13 protein-coding genes are annotated in these 15,179 nt (G+C 66.9%); 5 read left to right on the top strand and 8 right to left on the bottom strand.

Translation table 11 applies throughout. From position 1 onward, the window contains the following. Nucleotides 1-170 precede the first annotated feature (170 nt). Entirely contained in the window at nt 171-1,331 is a 1,161-nt protein-coding gene (locus tag ODI_RS09040; protein ID WP_067752869.1) for an ABC transporter substrate-binding protein, read from the bottom strand. A gap of 243 nt (nt 1,332-1,574) precedes the next feature. Here ODI_RS09040 and ODI_RS09035 point away from each other — a divergent pair, with 243 nt between their 5' ends. Further along, nucleotides 1,575-2,000: an OsmC family protein gene (locus tag ODI_RS09035; protein ID WP_067752866.1), complete on the top strand. Its 426-nt coding sequence runs from the start codon at nt 1,575-1,577 to the stop codon at nt 1,998-2,000. An 85-nt stretch (nt 2,001-2,085) separates the two neighbouring features. Here ODI_RS09035 and ODI_RS09030 read toward each other — a convergent pair whose 3' ends face one another. Then, a complete protein-coding gene (locus ODI_RS09030) occupies nt 2,086-4,125 on the bottom strand; it encodes a DUF4139 domain-containing protein (protein ID WP_067752863.1) in 2,040 nt (679 codons plus the stop codon). A 340-nt stretch (nt 4,126-4,465) separates the two neighbouring features. On the opposite strand from ODI_RS09030, the gene ODI_RS09025 reads away from it, so the two are divergent. Genes ODI_RS09025 through ODI_RS09015 form a run of 3 tightly spaced genes read left to right on the top strand, consistent with a single transcriptional unit; the run spans nt 4,466 to nt 7,779 of the window. Continuing rightward, nucleotides 4,466-4,798, top strand: coding sequence for a DUF485 domain-containing protein (locus ODI_RS09025; RefSeq protein ID WP_067752860.1), 333 nt, complete (start codon nt 4,466-4,468; stop codon nt 4,796-4,798). A gap of 13 nt (nt 4,799-4,811) precedes the next feature. Further along, nucleotides 4,812-6,698: a solute symporter family protein gene (locus tag ODI_RS09020; protein WP_067752857.1), complete on the top strand. Its 1,887-nt coding sequence runs from the start codon at nt 4,812-4,814 to the stop codon at nt 6,696-6,698. A 28-nt stretch (nt 6,699-6,726) separates the two neighbouring features. Further along, on the top strand, nt 6,727-7,779 hold the full coding sequence (locus tag ODI_RS09015) for a carbon-nitrogen hydrolase family protein (RefSeq protein ID WP_067752854.1): 1,053 nt from the start codon (nt 6,727-6,729) through the stop codon (nt 7,777-7,779). Here ODI_RS09015 and ODI_RS09010 read toward each other — a convergent pair. Together ODI_RS09010 and ODI_RS09005 are read right to left on the bottom strand one after the other, a co-directional pair. Further along, on the bottom strand, nt 7,766-8,680 hold the full coding sequence (locus tag ODI_RS09010; protein WP_067752852.1) for a LysR family transcriptional regulator: 915 nt from the start codon (nt 8,678-8,680) through the stop codon (nt 7,766-7,768). The genes ODI_RS09015 and ODI_RS09010 overlap by 14 nt on opposite strands. A gap of 121 nt (nt 8,681-8,801) precedes the next feature. Next, on the bottom strand, nt 8,802-10,337 hold the full coding sequence (locus tag ODI_RS09005; protein WP_067752850.1) for an acetyl-CoA hydrolase/transferase family protein: 1,536 nt from the start codon (nt 10,335-10,337) through the stop codon (nt 8,802-8,804). A 147-nt stretch (nt 10,338-10,484) separates the two neighbouring features. Between ODI_RS09005 and ODI_RS09000 the strand changes: the two genes are divergently transcribed. Then, nucleotides 10,485-11,432 (top strand): LysR family transcriptional regulator, encoded by a 948-nt coding sequence (locus ODI_RS09000; protein WP_067752995.1) that lies wholly within the window; start codon nt 10,485-10,487, stop codon nt 11,430-11,432. Nucleotides 11,433-11,511: 79 nt separating this feature from the next. On the opposite strand, the gene ODI_RS08995 is transcribed toward ODI_RS09000, so the two are convergent. The 4 genes from ODI_RS08995 to ODI_RS08980 are packed head-to-tail and all read right to left on the bottom strand — an operon-like array spanning nt 11,512 to nt 15,072. Next, on the bottom strand, nt 11,512-12,267 hold the full coding sequence (locus ODI_RS08995; RefSeq protein ID WP_067752847.1) for an ABC transporter ATP-binding protein: 756 nt from the start codon (nt 12,265-12,267) through the stop codon (nt 11,512-11,514). Further along, nucleotides 12,264-13,067, bottom strand: a complete 804-nt coding sequence (locus tag ODI_RS08990) for an ABC transporter ATP-binding protein (RefSeq protein ID WP_067752844.1) — start codon at nt 13,065-13,067, stop codon at nt 12,264-12,266. Before ODI_RS08990 ends, ODI_RS08995 begins: the two co-directional genes overlap by 4 nt. Next, entirely contained in the window at nt 13,064-14,143 is a 1,080-nt protein-coding gene (locus ODI_RS08985; protein WP_067752992.1) for an ABC transporter permease subunit, read from the bottom strand. The genes ODI_RS08990 and ODI_RS08985 overlap by 4 nt, the downstream gene beginning before the upstream one ends. Continuing rightward, nucleotides 14,143-15,072, bottom strand: coding sequence for a branched-chain amino acid ABC transporter permease (locus ODI_RS08980; protein ID WP_067752841.1), 930 nt, complete (start codon nt 15,070-15,072; stop codon nt 14,143-14,145). The genes ODI_RS08985 and ODI_RS08980 overlap by 1 nt, the downstream gene beginning before the upstream one ends. Nucleotides 15,073-15,179: the final 107 nt, after the last annotated feature.

The following is a 15,179-nucleotide window of genomic DNA, read 5'->3' as shown; positions in this document are numbered from 1 at the left end:
ACGGCACAAAATCATTCTTGTTCAAATCAATTTGTCACAAATGAATTGAAGCCCCCTGTGGGCTCGCTGCCCTGCACAATGAAAAACGGGCCTGGCGGCCCGTCACATCAGTTACACAATCCCGCCCGCCAACCGCCCAGTATCCGGGGCGGACGCGGCGTGACGCGCGATTACTGCCCTGCGTAGCGGAATTTCCCGTCACGGATGACGCCCATCACGCGGGCGCGCGCATCGAAGCCCTGATGGTCTTGCGGTGACAGGTTCAGCACGCCATTGGGCACGGCCAGGTCGCGCGTGGCTTCCAGCGCATCGCGCAAGGCCGCCCGGAAGGCGGGCGTGCCAGGTTGCGCCCCGCCTGCCAGCGCGCGGCGCGCGGCATCGTCCAGCAGCACCCAGGCGCCCCAGGCGTCGCCCGCGAACTGCGTCAGCGTGTCGGCGCCATAGCGGGCCTCGTATTTCTCGGTGAAGTCCAGCGCCACCTTGCGCACCGGATTGTCGGCCGGCAGGCCGCGCGCCACCACGCCCGGCCCCGTGGGAAACAGCGTGCCCTCCACGTCCTTGCCGCCCAGCTGCAGGAACTCCAGCGTGCCGATGCCGTGGGTCTGGTAAATGACGCCCTTGTAGCCGCGCGACGCCAAGGTCTTCTGCGGCAGCGCGGCCGGCGTGCCCGAACCCGCCACCAGCACGGCATCAGGCTTGGCAGCCATGAGTTTCAGCGCCTGCCCGGTCACCGACGCATCGGTGCGCTGGAAGCGTTCCTGCGCGACGATGGCCGGATTGCCGACCGCGGCATCGTTGAAAGCCTTCCACCAGCTGTCACCGTAGGAATCGCCAAACCCGATGAAGCCCACCGTCTTCACGCCATGCGCCCGCATGTGCTCGACCAGCGCGCCCGCCATCAGCGAATCGTTCTGCGGCATCTTGAACACCCAGCGGCGGCGCGGATCGCTCATGGGTTCGACGATGGAGGCCGAGGCCGCCAGCGCGACCAGCGGCGTGCCCGTTTCGTTCGCCACGTCCAGCCCGGCCAGCGCGGAGGCCGTGATGTTCGGCCCGACCAGCGCGTCCACCTTGTCCTCGGCCGTCAGCTTGCGCAAGTTGCGCACCGCCTGGCTGACGTCGGTGCCGTCATCCAGCACCACGTAGCGGGCGGGCTGCCCGCCCAGCGTGGCGGGCCACAGGCGCACCGCATTCTGCGACTGGATGCCGATGGCCGCCGCCGGCCCGGTCGAGGCCAGCGTCACGCCGATGGTGATCTCGGCATGGGCTGCCGTGGACGCCATGGCGGCGAGCGCGAAAAAGGCAAGGAAGCGGCGGGAAGACAGGCGCATGGCGGAAACCTTGGGGTCGGAAGACACAGGGGGATGCAATCCGCCATTTTGCCCCAAGCGGCCCGGGGACCATGCACGAGGCGATGGGCGGGTTCGATGCACCGCAGTGGGACACCGCAGTGGGACACCGCAGTGATACACGTTTGGTAGCGAACCGAAGCGCCCCGAGCACGCTGGCGCGCCCATGCCCCAGTTACCATGGGCCCTGGCTCGTCCCATGCAACCTGAACAGGAGATTCCGTCATGAAGAAAACCGCAAGCGCCGTCTGGCAAGGCGACCTCAAGACTGGCAAGGGCACCATCTCGACCGAGAGCGGCGCGCTGAAGGATCAGCCCTATGGCTTCAACACCCGTTTCGAAGGCGCCCCGGGCACGAACCCGGAAGAACTGATCGGCGCCGCGCACGCCGGCTGCTTCTCGATGGCCCTCTCGAACATCCTGGGACAGAAAGGCGCCAAGGCCGAGCGCATCGACACCCGCGCCGAAGTGACGCTGGACAAGGTGGAAGGCGGCTTCGCCATCTCGGCCGTGCACTTGATTTTGCGCGCCAAGGTGCCGGGCCTCTCGGCCGCCGATTTCGATGCGGCCGCCAACGAGGCCAAGACCGGCTGCCCCGTGTCCAAGGTGCTCAACGCCAAGATCACGCTGGACGCCAAGCTCGAGTCGTAAGGGCGCTGGCGCAATACTTCCGTCCGCGGCCGCAGGCCGCGGACGGCACCCTGATCAAGGCACGCCTGTTTGCCTGGCGGGCCTCTCAGGCCTTCAGCGCCTCGACCAACGACCGCTTGGCCTGCTCCACCGCATCATTCGCCTTGGCCTGCGCCTGCTGCAGTGCGGCGATGCGGTCTTCCTCTTGCGCCAGCATGCGCGCATAGCGCTGCCCGAGTTCGCTGTCGGCGGCCACGGCGCCCAGGTTTTCACGCACGCGTGACTGGTTCGCTTCCGCCTGCTCTACCGCCTGCACGGCTTGCGCCAGGCGCTGTTCGGCCTGCGCAACCGTTGCGCGGCGCTCCGCCAGCGTCTTCAGGCGCGCGGCGGCAGCCGCATCCAGCGCCCTGCCCGACCACGACAGCAGGGTCGGCGCATCCAGGTCCAGCAAGGCGTAACGCTGCGACACCGGCCTTTCGGCGACCGTATCGATCTTGCCGTTCTCGCCCGCCTTCAAGCTCAGTTTCAGGCGATGGTGCGTGGCCGTCTGTCCCACCAGCGACGGAGAGGCGAAGGTCCAGCCCGAGACGCGCGGATGCTCGATCAGCACGGTGCGCGGCGCATCCGCCGCGCCCTGCACGGTATAGGTGGTGCTTTCCCGGCTCAGGCGCCGCACCTGCAGCAGCCCATCGGCCAGGGTCACTTCGGTAATGGGTTCGCCCCGCTCGCGGTTCGTGGTGATGGTCACCTTGCGGTCCTCGGCGAAACTCGCCAGGCGCGACTCGCCCGCAGGCAGGCCCGACAGCTGCGCATCGCCGACATGGCCGTCGCGTGCGTCGTACACCGTCAGCAGGCCCGCAGGCAGGCTGCCCTGCGAGGTATTGTCCAGGGAGATCGCGGCCACGGGATGACGGCTGGCGCGGCCGGCGCGATAGACGGACAGGCGTTCCGCCGGCAGGGCCACGTCCAGGAAAGGCACCGACAGGGTCTTGCCCGCGGGCAGGTCCACCGGCAGCGGCAGGCGGTAGCTTGCCGAGATCTCGCCCTCTTGCGCAGCCGCCGTCGCCGCGGCCCGGGCGACCGGCGCGGGCGCGGGGCGGCCCATGCCACCCTGGGCGCGCGCCATGGCCGCCGGCGCCGGTGCGGGCGGCGGCGCGGCCTCCGCCATCGCCTGGCTCCCAGGCCCCGCCGCGTCGGCCATCATCTCGGCATAGTCATCGGTGGGCGGCGCCTCGGCAGCGCCGGCGGCAACCGGCACGTCCTGGCGCGCATGCCAATAGCGCTGGTGCAGACGCTGCGCCAGCAATACAGGCGCACCCGCGGCCAGCGTCAACGTCACGCCCTGCCAATCCTCGGCCGTGGCGTTCTCGACCACGGCCCAGGCCTGCAAGCGCGCCTTGCCCGGCTCGTGGCCCGACACCAGCCGATAGGACGCCTTCCAGACCGGCGCGGCCACGACATAGCTGATGCCGACGTCGCGCTTGCCCTCGCCCGCCAGCGCGATCGAGATCGTCCGCACGCCATCGGCACGGGCCTGTCCGCTGATGCGCGCGGCGTCGGCGATGCGCTTGCGCAGGGTGTCGTCCTGGATGTCGAGCGTCGCGTCCGGCCCCAGGCGCAAGGACTGGACCTGGCCGCTCTCGCTCATCATCGAGAGGATATGTTCGACACGCGGTTCGGCGGCCGTGCCGCCATCGGCCTGCGCCACGCCCAGGATGCGACCCTGCACCGTGCGGCCGCCCGAACTGGCGCTGGCCGGCACCCCCTGCAAGGCGGCCGCGAGGCCGGCGATCGACGCCATGTCCTGCTGGGAAAACGGCAAGCGGCCGAAGGTTTCATCCACGGGCGACAGGCCATCGAGCGTCATGCCCCCGACCGTGCCCTTGGGATCGCGCACGACCAGGCTCTTGAGCACGTCGTCCACCTGCGCCAGCGGCACCTCGATGCGCAGGCTGCCGGGCGCGCTCCATTCGACGCGGCGCTGCACTTCCGCCACCCCGCCCGAGGACAGCGTGATGGCATGGATGCGGGCCTCGGGCTGATCCTGGGCCGTGGCGGGCACGGTCCAGATCATGGCCCCTGGCAAGGCTGCCAGCGCCAGGGCGCGGCACAGCGGCCGCAAGGAGGGACGGAGAATGGTGGACATGGACCGCGGCTCCCGGCCAGCGCGGAAGGGCCGGCCCAGCGCGCCGATTGTAGTGCGCAGGATTGCCGCGCACGCTGACTGGAACATTCAGTACCAAAAAACACCCCCACGCCGCGCCTGCGGCTGAAGACGTCAGCAGTACTCGGCGCCACAGGCCCTGAAGCACCAGGCCAGGGCAACCGCGCCTTGCATCGCCTGGTTTTGGTGCTGCATCGCTGCAAGACCTCTTGCCATATTCGCGCTTCACCCGTGGCGATGCCTTGCTTAGACTGCGCTCAACCCACGGGCATCAAGCACCGTCGGGAAAAACAAAGAAAACTGATCAAGAGGAAAATTCATCATGGGCACCAGCGCTGTCCCGTGGGATGCTATCCATGCACGCCCCGACTTTGACCGACTCGTAAGAGAACGACGCGCCATCATGCTGCGCTTGCTTGCCGTAAGCATGAGCGCCTTTCTTTCCATTCCCCTTATCTCGCACTCTCTCCCTCACTGGTTCCACACGCAGGTCATCGGGGAAATCAACCTCGGCCTGCTGTTCCTCGTTGGCCAATATGCCATTGGCGGCGCGGTGGCTTGGCGCTATTGCGTGCAGTTGCGCCGCCTGGACGCGCAAGCCGCCGAACTCGCCCGGCTTGCGCTCGACAGCACTCCCTCCCACACCGCGCACTGACAAGGAAAGGATCATGAAACAACGTCTTGGCAAGACGGGCGCGGGCTTGGCGCTCGGGTTGGCGGCCTCGCAGGCTGCTCAGGCGCAGACAACGACCCTGGTATCGGACAACAACCGGCTCATGACCTTCGGCATCTTCGCCGCCCTGGTGTCGTTGACCATCTTCATTACCTACCTGGCGGCCAGGCGAAATCGCGGCGTCGGAGATTTCTATACCGCCGGGGGCGGCATCGCCCCCCGCATGAACGGACTGGCCATCGCGGGCGACTATCTGTCGGCCGCGGCATTCCTTGGCGTTTCCGGCCTGATCGCGCTGTACGGCCTGGACGGCATCATCTACCTGGTCGGGTTCTTCGTATCCTTCATCCCGGTGCTGATCCTGGTCGCCGAACCGTGCCGCAACCTGGGCAAATACACGCTGGGAGATGTCCTCGCCTTCAGGAACAGTTTCCGCGCCACAAAGTCCGTCGTCGCGATATCCAGCATTCTGGTTGCCCTCTTCTATATGGTTCCGCAGATCGTGGGAGGCGCGGTCATCATCCGCGCAATGATCGGCGTGCCCTACGAGACCTCGGTGATCGCGGTCGGCGTCCTGATGCTGATGTACGTCATGTTCGGGGGAATGCGTGCCACCACCGCGGTGCAGATCCTCAAGGCAGCACTGCTGATCGGGTTCTGCTTTGCGCTCGTGTTGCTGTCATGGATCCCCTACGGCTTTGACATCAGCCATTTCTTCCGTGACGTCGCCGCCAGCCAAGGCATTCAGCGACATGTGCTCGACACGCTGATGGGCGCCAATTCGGCACTGAGCCCGCAAGAGGCCGGGCAGCGCTTCCTGCAGCCCGGCCTCTACCTGAAGAATCCGCTGGAACAGATATCGCTCAGCCTGGCATTGGTGCTGGGTACCGCCGCGATGCCGCATATTCTCATGCGCTTCTTTACCGTGGCGGATGCCAAGAGCGCCCGCAAATCCGCCTTGTACGCCATGTTCGCCATCGGCCTGTGCCATCTGCTGATCATCGTCATCGGATTCTCGGCCGCGTTGAACACTGGACCGCTGGCCATCCTTGGCCTGGACAAGGGGGGCAACCTCGCGGCGCCGATGTTGGCGCAATTCCTGGGCGGAGGTCCTGAAAGCCTGCTCGGCAACCTCATGCTTGCGCTGGTCGCGGCGGTGTCCTTCGCGACGATCGTCGCCGTGGTCGCAGGCCTGACGCTGGCGGCTGCCTCCTCGCTTGCGCACGATGTCTATGTCGGCGCCATCCGCGGAGGGCAGGCCAGCGAGCGCGAGCAGGCCAATGCGGCGAGGATCGCCACATTGGCCATGGCCATCGTCTCGATCCTCGCCGGCATTGCGGCAAAGGGCCAGAATGTCGCGCAACTGGTGGGCCTGGGCTATGCCGTGGCAGCGTCGGCCAACCTGCCCGCCTTGGTCATGACGCTTTACTGGCGTCGTTGCAGCACCGCCGGCGTCGTGGCCGGGGTGGTGGGAGGAACGCTGCTATCCATCGGACTGGTGCTCGCCTCGCCAAACATGACCTACCCATTGCAGCAAAAGGCCCAAGCCGTCGCCGAGCAAACCAAACTCGAACGCAGTCTCCAACGTGCCGAGCGTGGCGAGTTGACCGCCACGCAGGAAAAGGTCGCGGCATGGCGACGGGATGCCGACGCGGCACGACAACGCGCCGCCGCGATTCCACCCGATGCGACAAGCATCCTGGGCCTGAGCGAGCCGCTCATCGACTTGCGCAACCCAGGCCTGATCTCCATTCCCGTTGGATTCCTGCTGGTGCTGCTCTTTTCCTTACTGTTCCCCAGCAAGCATTCGACCGCGCGCTGGAGCGAGTTCGCCGTCCGCCGCGAGACGGGTATCGGCCTTGCCCGCCCCTCGGCCCATTGACCAGCCCCCTGATTGCCAAGGAATCCTCATGTCACTGCCAAAAGTAAAAGTCGCTGCCGCCCACGCCGAGCCTGTCTATATGGACAAGGCCGCCACGGTGCAGAAGGCACTCTCCCTCATCAGCGAGGCCGCAAGCAACGGCGCCGAGCTTGTCGTCTTTCCCGAATCATTCATACCGGGCTTTCCAATCTGGGCTGCGCTGTGGGCGCCCCTCTACAATCACGACTGGTTCAAGCGGATGGCCGCGAACAGCATACTGATCGACGGACCGGAGATGGCCGCCATCCAGGCGGCAGCCAAACGTCATGGCGTTTTCGTTTCCCTGGGGTTCAGCGAAGCGGCCGCCTACAGCCTGGGCTGCCTATGGAACAGCAACGTGTTGATCGGCGACGATGGCCTGATACTCAACCATCACCGCAAGCTCGTTCCGACCTTCTATGAAAAGATGGTATGGGCGCCTGGCGACGGCCATGGGCTGCGCGTGTCGGATACCCGCATCGGCAAGATCGGCGCCTTGATTTGCGGCGAAAACACGAATCCACTGGCTCGCTACTCCCTGGCGGCACAGGGCGAGCAGATCCACATCTCGGCCTGGCCAGCCATCTGGCCCACGCGCAAACCTGGCGCCCAGAATTTCGACAACGTGGCGGCCAACCGCATCCGCGCGGGCGGCCATTCATTCGAGGCAAAGGCTTTCGGTGTCCTCAACGCTGGCTTCCTGAGCAAGGCGACCCTCGACTGCCTGCTGGAAGGCGGTGACGAGGAGGCACGCGAAGTACTGGAACGGACGCCGCGCGCGGCAACGCAGTTTCTGGACCCGACAGGTGCCGTCATCGGCGATACCTTGCAGAACGACGAGGGCCTGGCCTATGCGCACTTCGACCTGGACGACTGCATCGAGCCCAAGCAATTCCACGACATCGTTGGCTATTACAACCGCTATGACGTCTTTGACCTGTCGATCGACCGGCGCCGGATTCAGCCCGCGTCATTCACGGACGACAGGCTGACCTCTGTCTCACGCCATCAACGACAGGACACGACGCTGACGCCCCAGGAGACCGTGCCTACGTTGGCTTGATCCCCGGCGCGCAAGGGTAGTCGCGCCGCAATATCTCGCGCAGGAATCCCGTCACGGCCTTGACGCGACGGGAGTACTGCTGGTCTCGGTGCACGGTCAGCCAGATGATCCGCGGCACGCGGACTTCCTGCGCAAGAATCGGCGTCAGGCCGAATCGCTCGGCTCGGGCGAAGGTCGGCAGCATCACCAGGCCGGTCCCGGCGGCGGCCGCGAACATTTGGGCAAGCATGCTGGTCGAGTGAAACACGACCTTGGGATCTTCCACCCCCTCGCTCAACCAGCGCACGGTGTCCAGCTGCACCAGATCGTCCACGTAGGACACGAAGACGTGCCGGGAAAGATCGGCACGGGAAGCCGGACGACCGTGCGTAGCCAGATACGCCTCGGAACCATACAGGTGAAGCTGGAACTCACCGACGGGGGCCGCCTCGAGGCCTCTTCCCTCTGATGGAAAAAAACTGAGAAAGACATCCGCCTGCCGCCGATTGACGTGCACGAGCTCCGCCGACGTCAGCAGTTCCACCTCCAGCGCGGGATGGCGCCTGCGCAGCTCGGCGAACGCGCCGGACAGATAGAGCGTGGCGATGCCCTCCATGGTTGCCACGCGCACCCTCCCCGCCACGTCCTGCTGGGTGCCGCTCAATGCCTCGGCGAAACCCAGCGCCCCTTTTTCCATTGCCTGGACGTGCTCCAACAGTTCACGCCCGCGTGGTGTCAGGTGGAAACCCTGGTGATCCCGCGTGAAGACCAGCTCGCCGATTGCCTGTTCGAGATGGGAGATGTGCCGGCTGGCGGTGGACTCATTCACGCCAAGCCGACGCGCTGCGGCACTCAAGGTGCTCGCCTGGCCCACTGCAAGAAAAATCCTCAGATCGTTCCAGTTCAAGCGGTTCAGGTTCATGGCGGATCGGCACGGATGATCAGGAACCCAAGGATGCCCGAATATCCCACCAGCGTCGACAGGACGGCCCAATCTTCACGAACCCCGGCTCACCATCGATGGCGAGCCGCCCTCGCGGCCTTCAGCCCGCCAACACAACCTCGGCTTCACGCGCCCGCGCCGGCGCGCGCCGCATCGTCTGCGTGCGGGCATAGCGCGTGTGCCAGGAGTAGGCCTCGTCCAGCAGGTGCGGCGTCTGGCCGCCCGCGCGGCGACAGGCGCGCTGGAAGTAATCCTTCAGGTCGGCGCGGTAATCCGGATGCGCGCAGTGCTCGATCACGCGCAAGGCGCGCTCGCGCGGCGCCAGGCCACGCAGGTCGGCCAGGCCCATTTCGGTCACCAGCACGTCCACGTCATGCTCGGTGTGGTCCACGTGCGGCACCATCGGCACCACGCTGGAGATGTCGCCATCGCGGGCCACCGACTTGCTGACGAAGATGGACAGGTGCGCGTTGCGCGCGAAATCGCCCGACCCGCCGATGCCGTTCATCATGTGCGTGCCGTTCACGTGCGTGGAGTTCACGTTGCCATAGATGTCGAACTCCAGCGCGGTGTTCAGGGCAATGATGCCGAAGCGCCGCACGATCTCGGGCAGGTTGCTGATCTCCTGCGGACGCAGCACCAGCCGTGAGCGGTAGAAGTCCAGGTTCTCGATGACGCGCCGGTAGACCGGCTCGGACAAGGTCATGGAGGCGGCCGACGCGAAGGCCAGCTTGCCGCTGTCCAGCAAGGCGATGGCGCTGTCCTGCAGGACCTCCGAATACATCGTCAGGCCCTGCAGGTCCGAGTCCTCGAAACCCTGCAGCACCGCGTTCGCGATGGTGCCGATGCCTGCCTGCAGGGGGTGCAGCGTGGCGGGCATGCGCCCGGCGTGGACCTCGTCCATCAGGAAACGATTGATGTGCCCGGCGATGGCGCGCGTCTCGTCGTCGGGCGGCAGCACGTTCGAGGGGCTGTCGGGCTTGTCGGTGAAGACGATGGCGGCGATGCGCGACGGATCCACCGCGATGAATGGCTGGCCGATGCGTTGCGCCGGCGAGGTCAGCGGCACGGGCTGGCGCGCGGGACGGTCTTGCGGCACGTAGATGTCGTGCAGGCCTTCCAGCGCCTCGGGCATGCTCAGGTTGATCTCGACGATCACCTGGCGCGCCTGCTGCGCGAACTGCGCGGAATTGCCCACCGACGTCGTGGGCACGATGCCGCCGGTCTCGGTGATGGCGACGGCCTCGATCACCGCCACGTCGATGGGCGCCAGATGGTGGCTGCGCAACTGCTCCACGGTTTCGGAAAGATGCTGGTCGATGAACATGACCTCGCCCGCATTGATCTTGCGGCGCAGGCTGCGGTCCACCTGGAACGGCAGGCGGCGCGCCAGCACGCCGGCCTCGGCCAGCAGCCTGTCGGTGTCGTGGCCCAGCGAGGCGCCGGTGATCAGCGTGATGTGCAAGGGATCGTGCGCGGCGCGCGCGGCCAGGGCCTCGGGCACGGCCTTGCAATCACCCGCGCGGGTGAAGCCGCTCATGCCGACCGTCATGCCGTCGCGGATGAAGCCGGCGGCCTGGGCCGCGCTCATGACCTTGCCATGCAAGGCGCGATGGCGGATGCGGGTAAGGGACATCCCAGTCTCCTGTTTCTGTTTCTGATGGGGATGAGCCGAAGTATAGGAATCCTGGAACCATCGTTTTATGACTTAAAATCATTGATTCCAGTCGTATTTTTCATGCCATTGCCCGCGCCCGGCTTGCGCCTCGGCGCCCTCTTCCCCATGGATCTCCGCGCCCTGCGCTATTTCGTCGAGACCGTCCGCCAGGCCAGCTTCACACGCGCGGCCGACGCGATGTTCCTCACGCAGTCCACCATCAGCAAGATGATCCGCCAGCTCGAGGACGAGGTCGGCGCGCCGCTGCTCATCCGCGATGGCCGGCGCATCGTGCCCACCGACACCGGCAGGATCGTCTATGAGCGCGGCCTCCAGGCGCTGGCGCTGATACGGCAGTTGTCGGTGGAAGTGCAGGACGTGGCCGAATTGAAGCGCGGCGAATTGCGCCTGGGCCTGCCGCCCACGGTGAACCTGCTGTTCACCGACGCGGTGAAGGCCTATGCCCAGGCCTATCCCGGCGTGCGCCTGCAACTGCACGAAGATGCCGCCCCCGAGATCGCCCGCCGCCTGGATGCGGGCGAGCTGGACGTGGGCGCCATCGTGCTGCCGGTGGACGACGGCCTGGACCTGCTGACGCGCCCGGTCGCGCGGCATCCCGTCTGCGCGATCGGCGCGCGGCACTGGCCCTGGGCCGAGCGCAAGACGCTGCCGCTGGCCGCGCTGCGCGACACGCCGCTGCTGTTGCTCTCCGATGATTTCGCGCTCACGCGCCTGTTGCGCCAGGCTTTCGCGCGCGCCGGCATCACGCCGCGCGTCGCGACGCAAAGCACGCACTGGGAGTTCCTGGTGGACATGGCCTCGGCCGGCCTGGGCGTGGCGCTGCTGCCCGCGCCGCTATTGCGCAGGCTGCAGACCGACGACCTGGCCGTGGCGCGCCTGGCCCAACCCGCGCTGCATTGGCAGATCGCGCACGTCTGGCCGCGCGAACGCTATCTTTCGCACGCCGCGCGCGCCTGGCTGCTGACCTGCGATGCCGTCATGGGCGCCGCCGGCACGGCGCGCGGCAGCGTGGCCGCCAAAGCCCCCCGGCCCAAAGTCCGGGGGGGTGGATAGCCGGGGTGCCGCGCAGCCGGCCTTGCCGGTCCGCCAGCACCGCCCCCCCAGGGAAGGCGCGCGAGCGCCTTGGGGGCAGCTAGATCTCGCCGAGGTAGGCTTCCCGCACTTTCGGGTCGTGCAGCAACTGCTGCGCCGGCCCCTGCAGGATCAGCTCGCCCGATTCCATCACATAGCCGCGATGGCTGTTTTCCAGGGCCAGCTTCGCATTCTGCTCGATCAGCAGGATGGTCACGCCCTCGGACGCGATGGTGCGCACGACCTCGAACACCTTCTCGACCATCAGCGGCGCCAAGCCCATCGACGGCTCGTCCAGCAACAGCAGCCGGGGACGCGCGATCATGGCGCGGCCCATGGCCACCATCTGCTGCTCGCCGCCCGACAAGGTGCCGGCGGACTGCTTGCGGCGCTCGGCCAGGCGCGGGAACAGCGAGAACACGCGCTCGGTATCCCGGCGGATCTGGGCCGGGTCACGGCGCGTATACGCGCCCATGGCCAGGTTTTCCTCGATGGTCAGCTGGCCGAAGATGCCCCGGCCTTCCGGCACCATGACCAGGCCCTTGCGCACCAGCTCGAACGAGGCCGTCCCGGTGATGGCCTGGCCGGCATAGTGCACCTCGCCGCCCGCGACGGGCACCAGCCCGCAGATGGCGCGCAGCGTGGTGCTCTTGCCGGCGCCGTTGGCGCCGATCAGGCAGACCAGCTCGCCTTCGCCGACGGTGAGATCCACGCCGCGCACGGCGCGGATGCCGCCATAGGCGACCTGCAGGCCACGCAGGGCCAGCAGGGGTTGGGCAGTGGATGCAGGGGGTTGCTTCTGGCTCTGCACGCTCATGCCTCGCCTCCTGGAACAGTCTGGGCGTCGTGGGCCGCGCCCGCGCCCAGGTAGGCCTCGATCACCTTGGGATTGCGCTGGACCTCGGCCGGGCGTCCCTCGGCCAGCACCTTGCCGTATTCGAGCACCAGCACGCGATCGCACAGGCCCATCACCAGCTTCATGTCGTGCTCGATGAGCAGCACCGTGATGCCGTCGGCGCGGATCTTCTCGATCAGCTGGCGCAACACCACCGTTTCGGACGCGTTCATGCCGGCAGCGGGTTCGTCCAGCGCCAGCAGCTTGGGCTCGGTCGCCAGGGCGCGGGCGATTTCCAGGCGGCGCTGGTCGCCATAGGGCAAGGACCGGGCGACGTCGTTGGCGCGATGGCCGATGCCGACGTAATCCAGCAACTCATGCGCGCGCGCCTCGATGGCGGTCTCCTCGCGGCGCGTGGCGCCGGTGCGCAGCACCGCGCCCAGCACGCCGCCGCGGGTGCGGATGTGACGGCCGATCATCACGTTCTCGATGGCGCTCAGGTTGCCGAAGAGACGGATGTTCTGGAAGGTCCGGGCCAGGCCCAGCGCCGCGATCTCATGGGGCTTGCGGCCCGTCAGCGCCTGCCCGCCGAAAGTGCAGGTGCCGCTTTCCGGGATATACAGGCTCGTCAGCACGTTGAACAAGGTGGTCTTGCCCGCGCCGTTCGGACCGATCAGGCCATAGATCTCGCCCTGCCTGATCTGGAAGCTGACGTCAGACAGGGCTTGCAGCCCGCCGAAGCGCTTGGACAGGCCCTGGGCCTGCAGCAAACTATCGCTCATGCCTGGCCTCCCTTGCTCGACAGTTCACGCTTGCGCACGGCCGAGGGCCACAGGCCCGCGGGACGGAACAGCATCACCAGCACCATCGCCAGGCCGAACATCAGCATGCGGATGCCCTCCGGATCCAGGACGACGGCGCCGAAGATCGCGTGCTGCAGCGGCTCGACCACCGCGCGCAGGAACTCCGGCAGGCCGGCCAGGATGATGGCGCCCAGGATCACGCCCGGGATGTGGCCCATGCCGCCCAGCACCACCATGCACAGGATGGAGATGGATTCGGTCAGGCTGAAGCTTTCGGGGCTGACGAAGCCCTGCATGGCCGAGAACATCGCGCCCGCCACGCCGCCGAACGAGGCGCCCATGGCGAAGGCCAGCAGCTTCACGTTGCGGGTGTTGATGCCCATCGCCTTGGCCGCGATCTCGTCTTCACGGATGGCTTCCCAGGCGCGGCCGATGCGCGAGTTCTGCAGGCGCACGCAGATCAGCAGGATGATGAGCGTGAAGGCCAGCAGCAGGTAGTAATACTTCTCGGGCCCGGTGAAGCGCATCCCCATGATGGTTTCCGCCCGGCCGAAGGTGAAGTCGCCCACGGTGAAGGCATCGATGCGGTTGATGCCCTGCGGACCGTTGGTGATGTTCACCGGCGCGTTCAGGTTGGTCAGGAAGATGCGGATGATCTCGCCGAACCCCAGCGTGACGATGGCCAGGTAGTCCCCTCTCAGTTTGAGCGTGGGCGCGCCCAGCAGCACGCCGAACAGGCCCGCCAGCGCGATCGCGATCGGCAGGATGGCCCAGAACGGCAGGTGCAGGCCGAAATGCGGCGACGCCAGCAATGCCCAGGTGTATGCGCCCACCGCGTAGAACGCGATGTAGCCCAGGTCCAGCAGGCCGGCGAAGCCCACCACGATGTTCAGGCCCAGGGCCAGCATCACGTAGAGCAGCGCGAAGTTCAGGATCCGTACCCAGCTCTGGCCGGCGGCGCCGACGATGAAGGGCAGGACGGCGAGCAGCACGCCGATCAGCGCGATGGCCACGAAGGCGCGCGCCGAGGTCGGACGCTTGAGCGTATGGGTCATCATGCGCGGTCTCCTACGCGTTCGCCCATGAGGCCGGAGGGTCGGAAGATCAGCACCAGCACCAGCACCACGAAGGCGAAGACGTCCTGGTAGTGGCTGCCGAGGAAGCCGCCTGTCAGGTCACCGATATAGCCCGAGCCCAGTGCTTCGATCACGCCCAGCAGCAGGCCGCCCAGCATGGCCCCGCCCAGGTTGCCGATGCCGCCCAGCACCGCTGCGGTGAAGGCTTTCAGGCCCAGCATGAAGCCCATCGTGTACTGCGACACGCCGTAGTAGGTCGTGACCATCGTGCCGGCGACGGCGGCCAGCGCCGAGCCGATCAGGAAGGCCGCGGCGATGACCGTGTTGATGTTGACGCCCATCAAGCCGGCCACCTCGCGGTTCTGCGCGGTGGCGCGCATGGCGGTGCCCAGGCGGGTACGATGGACGACGAAATGCAGGCCGGCCATCAGGGCGCCGGCGGCGACCATGATGAACACCTGCAGGCCGCTGATGCGCGCGCCCATCACGGTGTAGACCTCGGGCTGGATGATCTGCGGGAAGCTCAGGTAGTTGCGGCCCCAGATCATCATCGCCAGGTTCTGCAGGATGATGGACACGCCGATCGCCGTGATCAGCGCCGCCAGCCGCGGCGCCCGGCGCAAGGGCCGGTAGGCGATGCGCTCGGCGGTCCAGCCCACGGCCATGCAGGTGGGAATGGCGATGGCCATGCCCGCGGCCAGCACCAGCCAGGCCGACATGTCGGGGTGCGAGGCCACGAGCGACCCGGCCACGATGGTCACGATCATCGCGCCGATCATCACCACGTCGCCATGGGCGAAGTTGATGAGGCCGATGATGCCGTAGACCATGGTGTAGCCCAGGGCCACCAGGGCATAGACGCTGCCCAGCGTCAGCCCGTTGATTATCTGTTGCAGGAATATTTCCATGCTGCGCCTTTACTGCCTGCACGGTGACAGGCGGGACAGGTGATCGTTGAAGACCAGAAGGGAAAGGCAGGCCGCCGCCCGGACGGGCGCGGCTGCATGCTTGGCCG

This window comes from Orrella dioscoreae (assembly GCF_900089455.2).
Taxonomy (GTDB): Bacteria; Pseudomonadota; Gammaproteobacteria; order Burkholderiales; family Burkholderiaceae_B; genus Orrella; species Orrella dioscoreae.
This window is presented reverse-complemented; position numbering and strand designations above follow the sequence as displayed.